This window comes from Sulfitobacter sediminis, from assembly GCF_040811725.1.
GTDB lineage: Bacteria > Pseudomonadota > Alphaproteobacteria > Rhodobacterales > Rhodobacteraceae > Sulfitobacter > Sulfitobacter sediminis.
This window is the reverse complement of record NZ_JBFNXX010000006.1, coordinates 133,991-150,733: the sequence shown is the minus strand read 5'-3', so window position 1 is coordinate 150,733 and position 16,743 is coordinate 133,991. Positions and strand designations below refer to the sequence as shown.

Annotated in this window: 20 protein-coding genes; 9 read left to right on the top strand and 11 right to left on the bottom strand. The window is 62.9% G+C overall.

The genetic code is table 11. From position 1 onward, the window contains the following. Nucleotides 1-13: 13 nt before the first annotated feature. A complete protein-coding gene (locus AB2B41_RS10160) occupies nt 14-391 on the bottom strand; it encodes a hypothetical protein (protein ID WP_367877671.1) in 378 nt (125 codons plus the stop codon). 152 nt (nt 392-543) lie between these two features. Between AB2B41_RS10160 and AB2B41_RS10155 the strand changes: the two genes are divergently transcribed. From AB2B41_RS10155 to AB2B41_RS10140, 4 genes are all read left to right on the top strand, one after another. Further along, the gene (locus tag AB2B41_RS10155) at nt 544-1,194 is read left to right on the top strand and encodes a carbonic anhydrase (RefSeq protein WP_367877670.1); all 651 of its coding nucleotides are present in this window, start codon (nt 544-546) and stop codon (nt 1,192-1,194) included. A 12-nt stretch (nt 1,195-1,206) separates the two neighbouring features. Continuing rightward, complete coding sequence (locus AB2B41_RS10150; protein WP_367877669.1) at nt 1,207-2,190, top strand: sodium-dependent bicarbonate transport family permease; 984 nt, start codon at nt 1,207-1,209, stop codon at nt 2,188-2,190. 3 nt (nt 2,191-2,193) lie between these two features. After that, nucleotides 2,194-2,505, top strand: a complete 312-nt coding sequence (locus AB2B41_RS10145; RefSeq protein ID WP_367877668.1) for a P-II family nitrogen regulator — start codon at nt 2,194-2,196, stop codon at nt 2,503-2,505. Nucleotides 2,506-2,892: 387 nt separating this feature from the next. Beyond that, on the top strand, nt 2,893-3,282 hold the full coding sequence (locus AB2B41_RS10140; protein WP_367877667.1) for a hypothetical protein: 390 nt from the start codon (nt 2,893-2,895) through the stop codon (nt 3,280-3,282). 279 nt (nt 3,283-3,561) lie between these two features. Here the strand turns inward: AB2B41_RS10140 and AB2B41_RS10135 are convergent, their stop codons facing one another. Further along, nucleotides 3,562-4,584: an aspartate-semialdehyde dehydrogenase gene (locus AB2B41_RS10135; protein ID WP_367877666.1), complete on the bottom strand. Its 1,023-nt coding sequence runs from the start codon at nt 4,582-4,584 to the stop codon at nt 3,562-3,564. Between the two features lie 121 nt (nt 4,585-4,705). Between AB2B41_RS10135 and AB2B41_RS10130 the strand changes: the two genes are divergently transcribed. Then, nucleotides 4,706-5,872, top strand: a complete 1,167-nt coding sequence (locus tag AB2B41_RS10130; protein ID WP_367877665.1) for a DUF3095 domain-containing protein — start codon at nt 4,706-4,708, stop codon at nt 5,870-5,872. On the opposite strand, the gene AB2B41_RS10125 is transcribed toward AB2B41_RS10130, so the two are convergent. From AB2B41_RS10125 to AB2B41_RS10110, 4 genes are all read right to left on the bottom strand, one after another. Further along, nucleotides 5,860-7,035 (bottom strand): MFS transporter, encoded by a 1,176-nt coding sequence (locus tag AB2B41_RS10125; RefSeq protein ID WP_367877664.1) that lies wholly within the window; start codon nt 7,033-7,035, stop codon nt 5,860-5,862. The two genes, AB2B41_RS10130 and AB2B41_RS10125, sit on opposite strands and share 13 nt — an antisense overlap. 7 nt (nt 7,036-7,042) lie before the next feature. Next, nucleotides 7,043-7,810, bottom strand: a complete 768-nt coding sequence (locus tag AB2B41_RS10120) for an aldolase/citrate lyase family protein (protein WP_367877663.1) — start codon at nt 7,808-7,810, stop codon at nt 7,043-7,045. A 248-nt stretch (nt 7,811-8,058) separates the two neighbouring features. Continuing rightward, a complete protein-coding gene (locus AB2B41_RS10115; protein WP_367877662.1) occupies nt 8,059-8,751 on the bottom strand; it encodes a winged helix-turn-helix domain-containing protein in 693 nt (230 codons plus the stop codon). Next, on the bottom strand, nt 8,723-9,013 hold the full coding sequence (locus AB2B41_RS10110; RefSeq protein WP_367877661.1) for a hypothetical protein: 291 nt from the start codon (nt 9,011-9,013) through the stop codon (nt 8,723-8,725). The genes AB2B41_RS10115 and AB2B41_RS10110 overlap by 29 nt, the downstream gene beginning before the upstream one ends. Before the next feature lie 149 nt (nt 9,014-9,162). Between AB2B41_RS10110 and AB2B41_RS10105 the strand changes: the two genes are divergently transcribed. From AB2B41_RS10105 to AB2B41_RS10095, 3 genes are all read left to right on the top strand, one after another. Continuing rightward, complete coding sequence (locus AB2B41_RS10105) at nt 9,163-9,672, top strand: hypothetical protein (RefSeq protein WP_367877660.1); 510 nt, start codon at nt 9,163-9,165, stop codon at nt 9,670-9,672. Nucleotides 9,673-9,785: 113 nt separating this feature from the next. Continuing rightward, complete coding sequence (locus AB2B41_RS10100) at nt 9,786-10,391, top strand: ribonuclease HII (protein WP_367877659.1); 606 nt, start codon at nt 9,786-9,788, stop codon at nt 10,389-10,391. Nucleotides 10,392-10,506: 115 nt separating this feature from the next. Further along, nucleotides 10,507-11,607, top strand: coding sequence for a site-specific DNA-methyltransferase (locus AB2B41_RS10095; RefSeq protein ID WP_367877658.1), 1,101 nt, complete (start codon nt 10,507-10,509; stop codon nt 11,605-11,607). Between the two features lie 64 nt (nt 11,608-11,671). Here the strand turns inward: AB2B41_RS10095 and AB2B41_RS10090 are convergent, their stop codons facing one another. Next, nucleotides 11,672-12,226, bottom strand: coding sequence for a Crp/Fnr family transcriptional regulator (locus AB2B41_RS10090; protein ID WP_367877657.1), 555 nt, complete (start codon nt 12,224-12,226; stop codon nt 11,672-11,674). 122 nt (nt 12,227-12,348) lie between these two features. Here AB2B41_RS10090 and AB2B41_RS10085 point away from each other — a divergent pair, with 122 nt between their 5' ends. Then, nucleotides 12,349-12,948 (top strand): hypothetical protein, encoded by a 600-nt coding sequence (locus AB2B41_RS10085; protein ID WP_367877656.1) that lies wholly within the window; start codon nt 12,349-12,351, stop codon nt 12,946-12,948. Nucleotides 12,949-12,964: 16 nt separating this feature from the next. On the opposite strand, the gene AB2B41_RS10080 is transcribed toward AB2B41_RS10085, so the two are convergent. The 4 genes from AB2B41_RS10080 to mutY form a co-directional block, all read right to left on the bottom strand. Then, nucleotides 12,965-13,744 (bottom strand): DUF1194 domain-containing protein, encoded by a 780-nt coding sequence (locus AB2B41_RS10080; RefSeq protein WP_367877655.1) that lies wholly within the window; start codon nt 13,742-13,744, stop codon nt 12,965-12,967. 166 nt (nt 13,745-13,910) lie between these two features. After that, nucleotides 13,911-14,318 carry a response regulator gene (locus tag AB2B41_RS10075; protein ID WP_367877654.1) on the bottom strand — a complete coding sequence of 136 codons (408 nt, stop codon included), beginning with the start codon at nt 14,316-14,318 and terminating at the stop codon, nt 13,911-13,913. A gap of 66 nt (nt 14,319-14,384) precedes the next feature. Beyond that, nucleotides 14,385-15,533, bottom strand: a complete 1,149-nt coding sequence (locus AB2B41_RS10070; RefSeq protein ID WP_367877653.1) for an alkane 1-monooxygenase — start codon at nt 15,531-15,533, stop codon at nt 14,385-14,387. A 74-nt stretch (nt 15,534-15,607) separates the two neighbouring features. After that, nucleotides 15,608-16,675, bottom strand: coding sequence for an A/G-specific adenine glycosylase (mutY, locus tag AB2B41_RS10065; protein ID WP_367877652.1), 1,068 nt, complete (start codon nt 16,673-16,675; stop codon nt 15,608-15,610). Nucleotides 16,676-16,743 lie beyond the last annotated feature (68 nt).

The window sequence follows — 16,743 nt, the reverse complement described above, 5'->3', positions numbered from 1 at the left end:
GACCCGCAACTGCTCAGATCGAGAAGTCCTGAATGTCCCAGACCGCCGTGAGTGACCGTTCGCCGACCCGGATCAGCCGCGACAGGGTGGCTGCGGTTGCCGTGGCATCGCCCCGGTCGATGCAGCAGGTCACGTCGGCGGCCACCTGGCCGAGTGCCGACATGCCGATCTGCTCGGCGATGGCGATGAGCGAGCGGGTGTTCTTGCGCAGGTCGCTCCAGGCTCCTTCCCGGAACATCCGTTCCGCCTGCGAGAGCCTGAGCGCCAGTTCTTCCAGCGCGCGGCAGACGACATCCTCGGCCCCCGAAGCACCGAGCTGGGAATAGAGCGCGCCCAGCCGATCCTGGTCGAGCACCACGCGTTCCACCGGATTGATTTGCAGCACCTGCATGCACCTGCACCCCTTGATCCACCCCCACGGCCCGTGCGCACAATGGCCGGGCAGGGTGATGAAATGGTTGAAGGGGAGCGGTCTTTTCTCTCGAAACCGCCAGAAATTTGCGTTACCCCTGCCCCGCAACGCAACGGAGTGCGAGGGACAAGATGTACAGGGTGCGGCCTCTGCCGAATTATCTGGTGCAGCGGTACCATGGCTGGAAGGCCACGGGATATGCCGACAACAAGTCGTTCTACAAGCGCCTTGCGACCGAAGGTCAGCACCCGCGCGCCATGGTCATCGCCTGCTGCGACAGCCGGGTCAACGTGATCCCGATGTTTGGCGCGGACCAGGGTGAGTTGTTCATTCATCGCAACATCGCGAACCTCGTGCCGCCCTACGCGCCCGATGGCGACCATCACGGCACCTCGGCGGCGGTGGAATACGCCGTGCGGGTGCTGAAGGTGTCGAACCTCATCGTCATGGGTCATTCGCATTGCGGCGGAATCAAGGGCTGCATCGACATGTGCAAGGGCAAGGCCCCGGACCTCGAAGCGAAGGGCAGTTTCGTGGGCCGCTGGATGGATATCCTGCGCCCGCGCTACGACCGTGTGGCGGATATCGCGGACGAGGACGCGCAACAGCACGCGATGGAGAAACAGGCCATCGTTACCTCGCTCGAGAACCTGATGACCTTTCCCTGGATCGAGGAAGCGGTCAGCGCGGGTACGCTGACGCTGCACGGGCTCTGGAATGACATCGGCGAAGGCGAGTTGGAACATTACAACCCGCAGACCGATTCCTTTCACCCTGTCTAGGCAGGCCTGCGCATGGACCAACTTCTTTCGCTCGCCGGGGAGAACCTGATCTCGCCGATCATCCTTTCCTTCGTGCTGGGTGTGGCGGCATCGCTGGCGCGGTCAGACCTGAGCATTCCGGAGGCTGTGGCCAAGGGGCTGTCGATCTACCTGCTTTTCGCCATTGGTTTCAAGGGCGGGGTCAGCGTGGCCGCGCATGGCATCGACGGGACGCTTGGACTGGCACTTCTGTCGGGGGTGATCCTGTCCGCCGGCCTGCCGCTGATCGCCTTTGCGCTGCTGAGGGTCATGACGCGGATGGACCGGCTGGATGCAGCGGCGGTCGCGGCGCATTACGGCTCGATCTCGATTGTCACCTTTGTCGCCGCGACCTCGGTGCTGGAAAGCCAGGGGATCGGCTCCGAAGGCTACATGGTCGCCGTCGCGGCGGCGATGGAAGCACCAGCGATTCTGTCGGCACTGTGGCTGGTCGCGCGGGGTGGTTCAGGTTCCGATAGGGGCATGGACGGTGCCCTGATGCGGGAAATCATGCTGAACGGCTCCATCGTGTTGCTCATCGGGTCCTTTATCATCGGTTGGGCCACGGGTGAGGACGGCCTGCGGGAAATCGCACCCTTCATCGTGTCACCGTTCAAGGGCGCGCTTTGCCTCTTCCTGCTCGACATGGGTCTGGTCGCGGGCCGGGGCCTGCGCGAGGGCGGGCGCATCCTGCGTCCCGGCGTTCTGGCCTTCGGTGTGGTGATGCCGCTGATCGGGTCGGTCTGCGGGCTGGGCTTTGGGCTAATGCTGGGGCTGTCTGTGGGTGGCGTGGCGCTTTTCATGGTGCTGTCGGCCTCTGCCTCCTACATCGCGGTGCCCGCCGCGATGCGCGTGGCCCTGCCTGAGGCGAACCCGTCCCTCTATCTCACGCTCTCGCTTGGCGTGACCTTTCCGTTCAACCTGACCCTTGGCATCCCGCTTTATGTAGCGGTAGCGCAAGTGGCGAGTGGAGGCTGATCCATGCAGACACACAAGGCAAAACGCGTGGAAATCACCATCGAGGCGGTGATGGAATCGCGCCTGACCGATGCGCTTAAGAAGGCGGGCGTGACGGGCTATACGGTTCTGCCGGTCCTGGGCGGCTCCGGGCGGTCGGGGGCCTGGAACCGGTCGGGCCAGATCAGCCGGGCGAGCGGCATGGTGCAGGTGGTCTGCATCATCAAGCCTGAGCGGTTGGATGCGCTGCTTGATGGGGCCTTTGCGGTTGTGGAACGGCACATCGGCGTGGTTTCCGTGGTCGACTGCGAGGTTCTCAGGGCGGAACGGTTTTAAGGTCCCGTTAACCGATTCGCGCTCACGGTTCCGGGATGGAGACCGTGACGCTGAGATTGCCGGAAAAGCTGTTGCGCGATGCGGCACGGGTCGCTGCGGGTGACGCGGTGACCGTGGAACATATGGTGCGCTTTCTTTTGGCGAAAGAGGTGGCGGCGGCTTGATCCCAAGGCGCGGCAGGTGGCTGACGAGGGGCTCCTCGCTGCCTTGCAGGCGCTCCTCGCCCGGGACATGGCGGAGGCGGCAGGCTAGGAAGAACTGGCGGCGTGACTGCGGCGGCATGGGTACGAGCTTGTCCCGTCTGGCGGCGGTTTGGTGCTGGTCAAGGCGTCCCGCGGGACACGGGTGTGCAAGGGATCGGAACTGGGTTTTGCCTACCGCTCCCTGGTGGAACGTTTTCGCGAGGGCATGCCAGGACATCCACAGGGGGATCTTGGCTTGGGTCTTGCGCGGGCAGCTTCGGATGTGAAGCCGCTGACCTCGACAGAGAAGGGACGGATTCAGCGGGCGTTGGAGCCGGTATTCAAGACGGCGACCGACTGGGACAGCCTAATCGCGCGGCTGGCCCGACGGAAGTACGAGTTGCGGCCGATGGGGACGGAGCTGGCCATCTATGCGCTGTCGCAGGGGCGGCATGTCTGCAACACGGCGACGGTAGGGTACCGGTATCTCGCTTTGGTCAAGAGGTTCGGTGGACCGATGCCGGGGCATCCGCATGGGGCGGATTGGGCGAAGCCTGTGCCGCAAGAGCCGTTTGAGGTGATCGAAATGGACTGATCATGGAGGCGCTGCGGGCTCACCAAAACCAGCGAGGTTTCGGCCCCACCCTTGCGCGCCGCCTGCCTGACAGGACGCTGTCCGCTTTCCAAGGGAAATCAACGTATCCCCTGAAGGGGTCCCTCGTGGATTTCCCTTGGCAACCGGCCATCGTCCCGTCCGACCGGCCGCACGCAAGGGCGGCTCCGAAACCAGCGGATCGAGGGTGGATGTGCGCGTCGATGAAAGGACAAACCCCGGCGGTTGGCCGGGGTTTGTGCTTGGTGTGACGCCGTTCGTTCAGCCTTTTTTTAGGACTTCGCGCCCCAGAAGCTCCGCAATCTGAACGGCGTTCAGTGCTGCCCCCTTGCGCAGGTTGTCGCTGACGCACCAGAGGTTCAACCCGTTGTCGATCGTGCTGTCCTGGCGGATGCGGCTGATGAAGGTGGCGAAGTCGCCCACGCATTCCACCGGCGTGACGTAGCCACCGTCCTCGCGCTTGTCGATGACCATCACACCCGGAGCCTCGCGCAGGATATCGCGGGCCTCGTCCTCGTCGAGGTGGTCTTCGAACTCGATGTTCACGGCCTCGGAGTGGCCCACGAAGACCGGGACGCGCACGCAGGTCGCGGTGACCTTGATCTTGGGATCGACAATCTTTTTTGTCTCGGCGACCATCTTCCATTCTTCCTTGGTCTGGCCGTCCTCCATGAAGACGTCGATATGCGGGATCACGTTGAAGGCGATCTGCTTGGTGAATTTCTTGGCGGGCTTGTCATCGGTGGGGTTGTAGATCGACTTGGTCTGGTTCCAGAGCTCGTCGATGCCCTCCTTGCCCGCGCCGGAAACCGACTGGTAAGTCGAGACCACCACCCGCTTGATGGTCGCGCGGTCGTGCAGGGGCTTTAGCGCCACGACCATCTGCGCGGTGGAGCAGTTGGGATTGGCGATGATGTTGCGGTTCTTGACCTGGTGGATCGCCTGGGGGTTCACCTCGGGCACGATCAGCGGGATGTCGCTGTCGTAGCGGTAGAGCGAGGAGTTGTCGATCACGACGCAACCGGCCTTCGCGGCGGCAGGCGCATATTTCTTGGTCGCTTCGGAACCCACGGCCCAGAGCGAGAGGTCCCAGCCTTTGAAATCGAAAGCCTCGAGGTCCTTGCATTTGAGTGTCGTGTCCCCAAAGCTGACCTCCGTGCCCAGCGAACGGCGGCTGGCCAGAGCGACCACTTCGTCCACGGGAAACTGGCGCTCGGCCAGGATGTTCAGCATTTCGCGGCCCACATTGCCAGTGGCGCCCACGACGGCGACGCGATAACCCATCTGAATTCTCCAATCTGCATGGGGTGGTGCGGGCCCTTTAGCGCACCTGTGGGGCAAGGGAAAGGGCATGTGCGGCGTTGCTGGCCCGGCGGGCCTTGCGGGTGTAGGAAGGACTTCAGGGATGCGGGGGACTGGCGTGTCGGACGAGGACGGATTCTACGAAGGCCTGCCGCTTGTCGACAGTTTCGGTGCGCTGACCGAGCGCGCGCGCTTTGCCTCCCTGCCCGAAACCTGGTGGATCGGTGTTGCCGACATCATCGATTCCACGGCCCTGATCGAGGCTGGCCAGTACAAGACCGTGAACATGGTGGGTGCCGCCGTGATCTCGGCGATGATCAACGCGCTAAAGGGTCATGCCTTTCCATTTGTCTTTGGCGGGGACGGCGCGGGGTTTGCTGTGGCCCCCGGTGAGGTGGAGATCGCGCGCGACGTCTTGCCGAAAGTGGCGCGCTGGGCCGAGACGGAATTCGGGATCTTGCTGCGCGTGGCGCTGTTTTCCGTCTCGGATGTCCGCGCGGCCGGACATGATGTGCGGGTGGCACGGCTGAAGGTTTCCGATGGCGTGGATTACGCCATGTTCGACGGTGGCGGTCTGAACTGGGCCGAAAGCCGGATGAAGGCGGGCGAAGGAACGCTCGATCCCGCGCCGGAGGGCAGCCTGCCGGACCTGACGGGGCTGTCCTGCCGCTGGTCTCATATGCCCGCGCGCAACGGCACCATCCTGACCCTGCTTGCGGCGCCGCTGCCGGGGGCGCAGCCGGAGAAGGTGTCGCGGGTCTACGAACGGATCGTCACCCTGACCCAGCAGCTTGAGCGGGGCGGACACCCCGCGCCGGTATCCGGACCGGGAGCGGACTGGCCCCCTCGGGGGGCGCGGCTCGAGGCGCATGCGGCGCGGGGGCAGGGCTCGCTGAGCCGGGCGTGGGCGAAGGCGCTTTTCGAATCGCTTATCGCCTGGTTCCTGATTCGCACCGGTCTTCGGCCGGGTGGCTTCGATGCCCGCCGCTATGCCCGCGTCGTGGGCGAGAATGCCGATTTCCGCAAGCTCGACGACGGGCTGAAGATGACGCTGGACTGCGATCCGGACACGCAGGCCGAGATCGAAGCAATTCTGTCGGCCGCGGCGGAAGAGGGGCTCATGGGCTACGGTGTTTTCACGCAGGATGAAGCGATGATGACCTGTATCGTGCCCTCGATCCTGACGGACGATCATGTGCACTTCATCGACGGTGCTGCGGGTGGTTACACGCAGGCTGCGCGGAAGATGAAAGCGTCTCAGGCCTTCTGATCCCGGCTGAACAGGTAGATCGCGAAACCGACGGCGAGGGCCGCGGTGAACAGCACGAAGACGGCCACATATGGGGCGGATGCGGTCTCGGCGGGCAGTGCTGCGCGGTAGACGCGGCCGGACAGGAATTGCGCCACGCCGACGCCGCCGATGCTGAAAAGGTTCAGCATGGTCACGCCACGCCCGATCAGTTGCGGCGGCAGGAAACTGCGCCCGTGCGCCATGATCACCGGGTAGGTGGCGCCAAAGAAACCCACCGCGCAAAGGGCCGTAACGCTCAGCCCGTAGTTTGCGGCGGGCAGGACGATCAGCGTCAGCGCGGCGGCCAGCGTCAGGCCGGTGCCGCCTGCGATCAGCCACTTGCGCGAGGGGCTGGCCCTGTCCGCAGCACCGTAGGCCAATGCGCCCAGTACCATGGCGAGGCCCATCAGCAGGCTTGCCTGACCGATTGTCGCGGTGTCGGTATCAAAGACATCCGCGAGATAGGGACCGATCCAGAGACCACGTGCGGCACCCGGAAAGGCGTAGCTGGCCCCCATCAGCGAAAAGATGAACCAGAGCGCGCGGATGCGGAACAGCTCGAGCAGGGAGCCGCGGTTTTCACCGTCGACCTTCGCGGGGTCCCGGACCAGGGCGAGGGCGCCGAAGGCGACCAGGGCGGAGAGCGCCGACAGCCCCCAGAGGGACGCGCGCCAGCCGAAGGTTTCGGCGGCCAGGGCCATCGGGTAGGAGGCGACCAGATTGCCGAGCGAGCCAAGCCCTACCATGACCGAGGCGAGAACGCCGAATTGCGCGGGCGGATGGTCGCGCGCGAAGATGTAGTAGGAGGCCATCAGCACCGGTGCGCAGCCGACGCCGATCATGCCCATGGCCAGGCTGATCTGCCAGGCCGCATCTGCCGTGGCAAAGACCGCCGCCCCGCCCGCGCCGCCGAGGAGCAGGAGCCATCCTGCCGTGCGGCGCGGTCCGATGCTGTCCAGCGCGGCACCGATGGGGATCTGGCAGGCGGCGAAGGTCAGGAACCAAAGGCCCGAGGCGAAGGCGAGGTCGTCGGGTGTGGCGCCGATATCTGCCTTGAGGATTTCGGACAGCACCGCAAGGAAAGCGCGGAAGAACTGACTGAGCACATAGGCCAGCCCCAGAACCAGAATGCCGGTGTTCACGGTTGTTTCAGCCCATCCATTTCTGCGCCAGCGCCCGGGCAGCACCCACCAGCAGCAGGGAATCGGCGCCGACCGCGACGAATTGCGCGCCCGCATCGAACGCGTCTTTTGTCATCCCTTCCTGGGTCGCCAGGATGCCTGGGGCCTTGCCTGCCGCGCGGATACGGCGGATCGCGTCCATGATGGCTTTCTGGACGTCGGGATGGTGCATGTCGCCCATGTGGCCCATATCTGCGGCAAGATCGGCGGGGCCGATAAAGACGCCGTCGATGCCCTCGACGGCGAGGATCTCGTCGAGCGCGGCGAGACCGGCGCGGTTTTCCACCTGCACCAGCAGGCAGATCTCGGCATCTGCCGTCTGGCCGTAGTCCGGGATGCCGGAAAAGCGCGAGGCGCGTGCGAGCGAGTATCCGACACCGCGGCGACCCTTCGGGGGATAAGTGACGTCGCGCACGAGTTCGCGGGCCTGTTCGGCGGATTCGACCATGGGCACGAGGATGGATTGTGCGCCCGCGTCTAGCATCTGCTTGATGATCCAGGTCTCGCCCAGTGGCACACGCACGATGACATGGCTGTCGCTGGCTTCCAGTACCTGAAGCTGCTGCATGGTCGAGCGCAGGTCGTTGGGAGAGTGTTCGTTGTCGATGAGCAGCCAGTCGAACCCGGCAGTGCCCATCATCTCGGTCGTGTACGGGTTCGCGAGGCTGACCCAGCAGCCGATCTGTGTCTTGCCCTCCTTGAGGGCTTTCTTGAACGGGTTCGTGGGGGCGGGCATCGACGTTTTCCTTTGCGTGAGTCGCTGCACCCTAGACGCGGTTCCCTGCCCTTGACCAGAGGGAGGCGGGTTTCGCATCGCGGGGACCGCGGGCGTCATGGGGCGGGCCGGTGGCATGGCGCGTCGGAGGCGCCCGATGTGCGGGGTGGAGAGGGTGGATGAGTTGTATTGGAAAGATGAAGCCCGTGTGGGGGCGCGAGAAGGGCAAGCCGGGTTGTCGGGGCGGAAAACCTGAGGCTCGGTCCGGATCAGATGACCTTGATCACGTCCTTGTCGATGGCCAGCATATAGCCGCGCCGCGCAATGTTCTTGACCAGCAGCTCGCTGACGATCTGATTGCCGAGCGTGTCGCGCAGGCGCTTGATGCGGGTGGCGCCTGCGGCCTCATCGCAGTCGGCGGCATTGCGGCCCGATATGACGCCCTCGATCTCCGCACCTGAAAGCACGTCGTCATCCATCCGTGCCTCGGCCAGAACCGACATGGTTTCCATCGCGGCGGCTGTGAGCTTGAAGCCGAGGTTATTGAGATAGACGGTGTTTTCCTCGCGGCTGATCAGCAGCGAGTTCACCTGAATGCCCGCACGTTCGATCTGGGCCATGCGGCGGTTGAAGGTGATGAGCATGATCACGAAGACAAGCGCCGCGATCAGCATGGCGGCGGAAAAAACCAGCAGCACGAAGATCACCATGCGGTAGCTGGCGAGCGTGTCGGAAAAGGCCGTGCCGGATTGGGCGAGGATCTCCAGGAGCTTGATCTCGGCCCCTGAGGTGAGGTCGTCATTTTCGACGAATATGCGCGTGACCCGTTCGTTGAAGAGATTGGCGTCAGGCAGCGTCCAGAACAGGACAACCGCCCCGGTGACAAGCAGGGCGGCGATGGCGGCGATGCCGAAGCCGACGAAGCGGCGGATATCAGAAGCGGAGGTAATTTGGTCCGGCACTGTCTTTCCTTGAGGCAAGTCCGTCCTCTCCGAAAACGGAGACGACGTTGAGAAGGGTCCAGCCCTGGGCGGCGAGGCGCGGGGCCAGTTCGGCGGCGGCGCTGCGCGCGTCGCAGGGGCCGTTGATCTGCGCCACACCGTAATGGAGGCGCAGGGGATTGTCCTGTTTGGCCTTGTAGTCGGCGAAACAGCCCGCCGCCTGGGCGGGGAGGGCCAGCATGAGCGTCAGTGCGGCGGCGGTGAAGAGGCGTGCGTGTTTCATGCCAAATTCATGCGCCTTTGCCGCGGGTTATTCAATATCTGCCGGGGTCTGGCAGGGCTGCTATCGGATAACAGGGGGGTGTTATTGCCTGTCTCTCAGGGGTGGTCCGATGTTGATGGCATCAACGCCGCAACCGAAAGGATCACGCCATGCATCGCAAGTTCATCGCCACCATCGCCGCCGCCTCGATCGCCCTGACCGCCCTTGGGGCAGTCCCTGCCAGCGCGGGCGAGCGCGAGACCGCGCGCGCCATCGCCACGATTCTCGGCCTTGCCGTGGTGGGCAAGCTGATCCACGACCGGAACGAGCGCAAGAAAGAGCGTCGGCAGGAATACCATGCGCCGGTCTACGACAAGCATGGACCCAAGGTGCAGCACCACACACCCAGGTACACGCCCCCCGCCTATCACCATTTCGAACCGCGCCCGCTGCCGCAGCGGGTGAATCGCAAGCTTCTGCCGCAGGAGTGTTTCCGCAGTTTCGATACCCGGCGCGGCAAGGTGCGCATGTTCCCGGCCCGGTGCCTGCAGCGCAACTATGCCTTCGCCGACCGTCTGCCGCGCCAGTGTGAATATGTCTTCAGAACGCCCAATGGTGACCGCCGCGGGTACGAGGCACGCTGCCTGCGCGATCAGGGCTACCGTTTGGCGCGGGGATAACACCCGTGCCTGATCCGGGCGGTGCCCCCGCTGCCTGGAAACCTTGGGAGGATGTTCGGGCATCCTCCCTTTTTTCGTTTGCGCTTGGACAGGCTTTGCGGTCTGCAGGGGCCATGGGACCGGATTTCAGTTTGGAGCACGCCCTGCAGGCGCGTGGGTATCTGCGCATCGCGGGCGTTGACGAGGTGGGGCGGGGGCCGCTTGCCGGGCCGGTGACGGCGGCAGCGGTTGTGCTTGACCCCGCCCGCATTCCCGAAGGGCTGAACGATTCCAAGAAGCTGACCAAGCGGGCGCGCGAGAGGTTGCATGAAGAGATCATGCAGATGGCGGAGGTCAGTATCGCCCATGCGAGCGTCGAGGAGATCGACAATCTGAACATCCTGCGGGCAAGTCATCTGGCGATGATGCGGGCGCTAGAGGGACTGAAGGTGCCTTCCGACTATGCGCTGATCGACGGCAACATGCTGCCGCGTGATCTGACGCTTCCGGCGGAGGCAGTGATCAAGGGCGACGGGCGGTCGCAAAGCATCGCGGCGGCCTCAATCGTGGCGAAAATTTGTCGAGATTGTGTCATGTTGTCCCTCGCGCAACAGCATCCCGGCTACGGCTGGGAGACGAACATGGGATATGGATCAAAAAGCCACATGGAGGCGCTTCGAAATCTTGGGGTGACCCCACACCATAGACGTTCGTTCAAACCCGTACACAATATGTTGTGACAAGGTTTTTTCTTAACCGATTGATTCAAAAAAGAAATTGACCGCGAATCGCCTTTGACTCATCCTCAGTCCCAACCAACGAGCACAAAATGTGCCGGGGACAGAGGCAGACATAATGACGACCATGACGAAGAGCGCCGCGGCGCTTCCTTTGAATACTATTCTTGACGGTGATTGCATCGAAGTGATGAACGCGCTGCCCGAGGCGAGCGTTGACCTGATCTTTGCCGATCCGCCCTATAACCTGCAATTGCGTGGCGATCTGGTGCGCCCGGACAATTCCCGCGTCGATGCGGTGGATGACGAGTGGGATCAGTTTGCGAGCTTCAAGGCCTATGATGATTTCACCCGTGCCTGGCTCAAGGCCGCGCGGCGGCTATTGAAGCCGAACGGGGCGATCTGGGTCATAGGCAGCTATCACAACATCTTCCGCGTGGGTGCCGCGTTGCAGGATGCGGGCTTCTGGATTCTGAATGACGTGGTGTGGCGCAAGTCGAACCCGATGCCGAATTTCCGGGGCAAGCGGTTTACCAATGCCCATGAGACGATGATCTGGGCGGGCAAGGACGAGAATGCCAAATACACCTTCAATTACGAGGCGCTGAAGGCGCTGAACGAAGGTATCCAGATGCGCTCGGACTGGGTGCTGCCGATCTGCACGGGACATGAGCGGCTGAAGGACGAAAAGGGCGACAAGGCGCACCCGACGCAAAAGCCTGAAAGCCTGTTGCACAGGGTGCTGGTGGGATCGACCAATCCCGGCGATGTGATCCTTGATCCGTTCTTCGGTACCGGGACAACCGGTGCCGTTGCCAAGATGCTGGGCCGCGATTTCATCGGGATCGAGCGCGAGGAAGCCTATCGCAAGGTGGCAGAGAAGCGGATTTCCAAGGTGCGCAAGTTCGACAAGGAGGCGCTTGAGACGAGCGTATCAAAGCGTGCCGAGCCGCGCGTGCCCTTCGGCCAGCTGGTCGAGCGGGGGATGCTGCGGCCGGGCGAGGAGCTTTATTCCATGAACGGGCGTTTCAAGGCCAAGGTCCGTGCCGATGGCACGTTGATCGGGTCTGACGTCAAGGGCTCCATCCACCAGGTCGGCGCAGCCTATGAGAAGGCGCCGAGCTGTAATGGCTGGACCTACTGGTGCTTCAAGCGAGAGGGTAAGAAGGTGCCCATCGACATCCTGCGCCAGCAGATTCGCGCTGAAATGAATACATAGTTTTTCCGAACACCGCCGGTGCCTGCGGCCTTCCAGATGAAGGTTCGCCTTCAAGGGCACTTACCTATGCCCCGCCCTTGTGGCGGGGCCTTTTTTTGTTTGGCTTGATTGCGATTTCATAGCGCCCCCGACCGGTTCGAATAAGCAGACCTGTGTCACAAAGTTCCCGCAGTGCGCGGTAGCATGCCTCGTGCGTGAGGCCGATCCGATGGGCCATTTCGGTGACTGAGCCGGAAAGATAGCCGAGTGAGATCGCCGCGAAGGTGCGGTCGCGGGCGGAACGGATGGAAGTGAGTTCGATCGTCTGTCGGTAGCCCTGAACCTGCTGGGCAAGTAACCTATTAAAAGCGAGGGAAAAGCCCTGATCCGAAGCGAGACGGTCGAGGATATGCTTCTTGTCGAGACGTAGCACTGCCCCCGGCCGGACGCAGACCGCATCGCAATGGTAGCTGTCCGAGAACAGCGACGCCTCGGCAAAGAGCGTCCCGGCGCTCGCACGGTGCAGGGTGATGATGTGGCCCTCTGGAGTGATGCGCTGCAGGTTGACCTGGCCGGTCTCGACCCGAAAGAGACCGCGCGTCGGGTCGCCCTGCCGAAAAAGATGGTCGTCTTTTTGCATCCTGATATTGAGCAGGGCTGTGGGGGAAATCTGGCCGAGAAGATCGCTGATCATATGATCGAAATCATATATCAGGTTCGGTCTCTGCGCTATCCTTTTGCTTCAAATGGAGGTCATTCATCATGTTTCGCACAGTTTCACTTATCGCGGCGCTGCTCGTTTCATCGGGCGCAGCCGCGCAACATGCCCAACATCAGAGTGGGCATCATTCGGGCCATTCCGAACATCATCAAGGGGTGCAGCATGGACAGCACCAAAGCCCTGGAAACCTATCTGCCCCCAGAGAAACAGGTCAGGATGCGTTTGCTGCGCTGTCGGAGGTCGTGACCTTGCTGAGTAACGATCCGGATACGGACTGGAGCAAGGTGGACATGGATGGTCTGCGCGCGCATCTTCTGGACATGGACCGCCTGACAATGTCGGCACAGGCCGATACCCTGGTCGAACCTGACAGGGTGCGCTTTGTCGTAACGGGTGAGGGCGATGTGGCCGGGTCTGTGCAGCGAATGGTGAGCGCACACGGTGGCATGCTCGCGGAGGAGACCGGTTGGGAGGTTACGACAGAGATCACCGTGAACGGCGCAGAGATGGTCATCGTGCCCGGCGATGCGAGCGGTTTGGCACGCGTGAAGGCGCTTGGATTTTTTGGTGTGATGACAGTGGGCGCGCATCATCAGGTTCATCATCTGGCCATTGCACAAGGCAGGGACCCGCATCACTAGGCGGCCGCGGGAAACATCATGGGTCCCAAAAACTGTTCTCCCGGAAGTCGCGCCAGATTTTTTCGCCTACCATACAGTCGGTCGGATCGCGGCGCGATGACTGCGCCCTGATCAGTTGCGGCTGGGCGGGCAGTCCCGCGATTTCCAGGACGAGCTTGCGTTTGACGGCAGTCGCAAAGTCCGGCCAGTCATAGACAGGTATCACAAAGGCACCGGGACCGCCGATCACACAGCTGGTATAGTAAAGGTCCAGCCGGTCGAGATGGAAGAAAGTGCTGCTGCCTTCATCGGTCATCAGCGGCAGTCCGTTGATGGTGATACCCTTGGCGAGCGTGCGGTCACGGGCGCGGGTGACCAGGGGCCCAAGATTGTTCGGGCCGTCGCCCGATATGTCGATCACCCGCCGCAGCCCTGCGTAGCTGTTGTTCTTGATCAACGTCGCCGCGTAGTCGAGTGCGCCCGAGATTGAGGTGCGCCGCAGTGCGGGGTCGAAACGTGTGGTCAGCTGTTCCGCGAAGGCGTCGAGGTCCTCGCGCGTCTGGATCAGGCTCCAGTCCACGATGATCTGTTGCGTCCCCGCCCATTCGACGTAGGTGAGCGCGAGGGTCTGCAGAAGGCCGGATTGTACGGCCTGAAAGACCTCTTCTGACATCAGCGCCTCGGCGTATCCGCGCCTTTGTATCTCAAGTTCGTTCTCTGTCATTGAACGCGAGACATCGACAAGGAGCACCAGTTCGAGATCGACCTCGGTCACCTGTGTCTGCGCGGATGCGGTCGTCGCCCATGTGGTGAACACAAGGAAAAGGGCGAGAAGCGGATGGAAGAGGCGGGAGCGCAGGGGCAGGGGAGCGTCCTCGGGCTGGGAAAAGCGGGCAGGTTCAGACTAGGGCGGCGTAGGAGACCTGTAAATCCGGCAGCTTGGCTGTAGGCGGGATCAGGCCCTCACGATGCCGTGTCTGTGTTCAATTTAACTGCCTTGCGCGTTTGCCCTCCAGGGCGGCGCGCACGTAGCGGCCATCGAATTCTGTCTTACTGAGAACGTAGGCCACGCCCGCCGAGGCGGCCTTTTCCCACATGAAGGGGGAGGGCCAGTCGCTGACCATGATGACGGGAATCTTGCAGAGGTCAGGATCGCTTGCCAATTCCTGCGCGAAATCGGCACCCAGCCCGTCGGGCAGGTTGTTGTCCAGCAGGATCAGCGCGGTGCCCGCCCGTTCCAGCGCACGGCGCGCGGCGCGCAGGGTGGAGACCTGTTCGATCTTGAGGCCCTGACGGGTCTTGCGCATCACGCGGGAGAGTTTTTCGCGGTCAAACGCGCTGTCTTCAACGATCAGGCAGCGGGCCGCCTGCTCCGCAATCTGCTGTGCCATTCTTGGATGCCCCGTCCATTTGACGGGCTCTTGATGGCAGCAAAGGCTTAATTTTGGATGAGTTTCCTAGCGCGGCATCGGGGTGCGAAGCTTGTTGTAGTCGGACCACTCCGCAATCTCTGGGTAATGTGTGCGTCGCCACTGTCGGACACGGGCGTTCATGATCCGTCGCCAAAGGGGGGGGAACATGGCGGCCATGGTCATGACAGGGTAGCCGAAAGGCAGCTGAGGTGCCTCGTCGGGCCCATAGGTCTGCAACACCGGGAAGCGGCGGTCGGGCTTGTAGTGGTGATCCGAATGGCGCTGGAGATTGATCAGGAGCCAGTTGGAGGCCTTGTGCGCGGCGTTCCAAGAATGGCGCGGCTGGACGTGTTCATAGCGTCCGTCGCCGAGGTACTTCCGTGTCAGCCCGTAATGTTCGATGTAGTTGACGAGTTCGAGCTGCCAGATCGCGACACCGGCCTGTATGAGAAAGAGCGCGAGCCCCGACCAGCCACCGAGGGCCAGAGCCAGCGCGAGGCACGCGGCTTGCAATGCCCAATACTTGAAGAAGGGGTTTGACAAATGGGTCCAGTGCAGCCCCTTTCGTTTCAACATCTCGGCCTCGGCCCTGAAGGCGGAGCTGAGCGACTGGTGCAGCACGCGCGGATAGAAGCGGTGGAACCCTTCGTTGTACCGCGCGGTTGCAGGGTCACGCGGGGTGCCGACGTAGCGGTGATGAACCAGCAGGTGTTCCGACCGGAAGTGCGAGTAGAGCACCATGGCAAGAAGGAAATCCGCGAGCCAGCGTTCGATGCGGTTTTTCTGATGCATGAGTTCATGGGAGTAGTTGATGCCCACGGTGCCCGACAGCACCCCCATCCCGAAGAAGATAAAGACCCGCTCGATTGTCGAGAGATGCTCGGCCTGCGGCACGTACCACAGGAGCCCGAAAAGGGTCAGCGCCTGAACCGGTACCCAGACAAGCGTGACAAGACGGTACCAGAACAGATCGGACTCGGTTGCGCCGAGGTCCGCGTTCTCGAGATTGAGGCCAAGCGCGGCGTCGAGAAGCGAGTAGAGGAACCAGGTGCTCAGCGGGACCAGCGCAATCACCCATCCGCCGGTAAAGGCGCCGATCCACGCCAGCGGAATCAATGCCAATGACAACCAAAAGGGGAGCGCACGCGACAGGCGCGCGACTTCACTGGGTGCTACAGTGCTCTGCATCGACATGTTTCGGTCCTCGGAGCTGATTTCTTAAACCACCATAACGCGATCGGCGCTTTCGACAAAGCGGCGACATTGGGTCAGTTGGTCACAAGATCGAAAGCCTTGCGCATCACCGTGGGCAAGTCGGAGGGGCGAAAGTCCTGTCTTCGGACAAAGCTGCCCCGGGCCGGTTCGCTTTCTTGGGGTACCTGAGCGGTCAGCACGGTCAGCATGAGGTGGAAATGGGTGAAGGTGTGGCGCACTTCGCCCGGTATTTCGGTCCAGTCGGCGGGCAGGGGCGGCGGGCCTTGGGGTCGCTCCTGTGCCGTGTCGATCCAGTCCGAGCCGGGCCAGCCGAGCATCCCGCCCAACAGCCCCTTCTCGGGGCGGGTTTCGAGCAGCCATGCTCCGTCCGCACGTTGGGCAAGATAGACGGTGCCATGGCGCACGGGCTTGGCTTTCTTCGGGGATTTCATAGGCAGCTCGTTTTGGGTGCCTGCCGCCCGCGCGGCGCAGGGATGGCGCCAGGGGCAGATGCCGCAGGCGGGAGATTTGGGCGAACAGATCGTGGCGCCAAGGTCCATCACCGCCTGGGCATAATCGCCGGGGCGGGTTTCGGGCGTCAGCGCCTCGGCTTTTGTCATCAGTTCGGGCTTGGCGGCAGGCAGCGGCGTGTGAATGTCATGGAGCCGCGCCATGACACGCTCGACGTTCCCGTCGAGCACCGTGTGGGGCAGATCGAAGGCGATGGAGGAGACAGCGGCAGCGGTATAGGGGCCAATGCCGGGGAGTTTCAGGAGGGCTGCGTGATCGGCGGGGAATTCTCCGTCGTGCTCGGAGACCACCGCGCGGGCGCATTTCAGCAGGTTCCGCGCGCGGGCGTAGTAACCGAGGCCCGCCCATTCGCCCATGACGTCCGCATCCTCCGCCGCAGCGAGGTCGCGCACGCTGGGCCAGCGGGTCACGAAGCGCTGGAAGTAGTCGCGCACCGTGGCCACGGTGGTCTGCTGGAGCATGATTTCGCTCATCCAAACGCGGTAGGGGTCGGGACGCTCCCCCGCCTTCCGTGCGGCGGGGCCTACCCGCCAGGGCATCTCGCGGGCATGCACGTCGTACCACTCCAGCAGAAGGGCGGGCAGGGCGTCCTGTGAGGTTGTGTCACGCAATGTTTATGCTCTCGGTATGCTGCGCAGGCTGGTGATAGCGGGGCGAAACGCTATGTTACAGGGGGCGT

What these genes read in the sequence shown, in the direction of transcription:
- AB2B41_RS10135 (WP_367877666.1), bottom strand. Translation starts at nt 4,584, where the DNA reads ATGGGTTATCGCGTCGCCGTCGTGGGCGCCACTGGCAATGTGGGCCGC.
- AB2B41_RS10120 (WP_367877663.1), bottom strand. Translation starts at nt 7,810, where the DNA reads ATGCCCGCCCCCACGAACCCGTTCAAGAAAGCCCTCAAGGAGGGCAAG.
- AB2B41_RS10075 (WP_367877654.1), bottom strand. Translation starts at nt 14,318, where the DNA reads ATGGCACAGCAGATTGCGGAGCAGGCGGCCCGCTGCCTGATCGTTGAA.
- AB2B41_RS10150 (WP_367877669.1), top strand. Translation starts at nt 1,207, where the DNA reads ATGGACCAACTTCTTTCGCTCGCCGGGGAGAACCTGATCTCGCCGATC.
- AB2B41_RS10155 (WP_367877670.1), top strand. Translation starts at nt 544, where the DNA reads ATGTACAGGGTGCGGCCTCTGCCGAATTATCTGGTGCAGCGGTACCAT.
- AB2B41_RS10130 (WP_367877665.1), top strand. Translation starts at nt 4,706, where the DNA reads ATGCGGGGGACTGGCGTGTCGGACGAGGACGGATTCTACGAAGGCCTG.
- AB2B41_RS10105 (WP_367877660.1), top strand. Translation starts at nt 9,163, where the DNA reads ATGCATCGCAAGTTCATCGCCACCATCGCCGCCGCCTCGATCGCCCTG.
- AB2B41_RS10085 (WP_367877656.1), top strand. Translation starts at nt 12,349, where the DNA reads ATGTTTCGCACAGTTTCACTTATCGCGGCGCTGCTCGTTTCATCGGGC.
- AB2B41_RS10090 (WP_367877657.1), bottom strand. Translation starts at nt 12,226, where the DNA reads ATGCAAAAAGACGACCATCTTTTTCGGCAGGGCGACCCGACGCGCGGT.
- AB2B41_RS10070 (WP_367877653.1), bottom strand. Translation starts at nt 15,533, where the DNA reads ATGTCGATGCAGAGCACTGTAGCACCCAGTGAAGTCGCGCGCCTGTCG.
- AB2B41_RS10160 (WP_367877671.1), bottom strand. Translation starts at nt 391, where the DNA reads ATGCAGGTGCTGCAAATCAATCCGGTGGAACGCGTGGTGCTCGACCAG.
- AB2B41_RS10110 (WP_367877661.1), bottom strand. Translation starts at nt 9,013, where the DNA reads ATGAAACACGCACGCCTCTTCACCGCCGCCGCACTGACGCTCATGCTG.
- AB2B41_RS10145 (WP_367877668.1), top strand. Translation starts at nt 2,194, where the DNA reads ATGCAGACACACAAGGCAAAACGCGTGGAAATCACCATCGAGGCGGTG.
- AB2B41_RS10100 (WP_367877659.1), top strand. Translation starts at nt 9,786, where the DNA reads ATGGGACCGGATTTCAGTTTGGAGCACGCCCTGCAGGCGCGTGGGTAT.
- AB2B41_RS10095 (WP_367877658.1), top strand. Translation starts at nt 10,507, where the DNA reads ATGACGACCATGACGAAGAGCGCCGCGGCGCTTCCTTTGAATACTATT.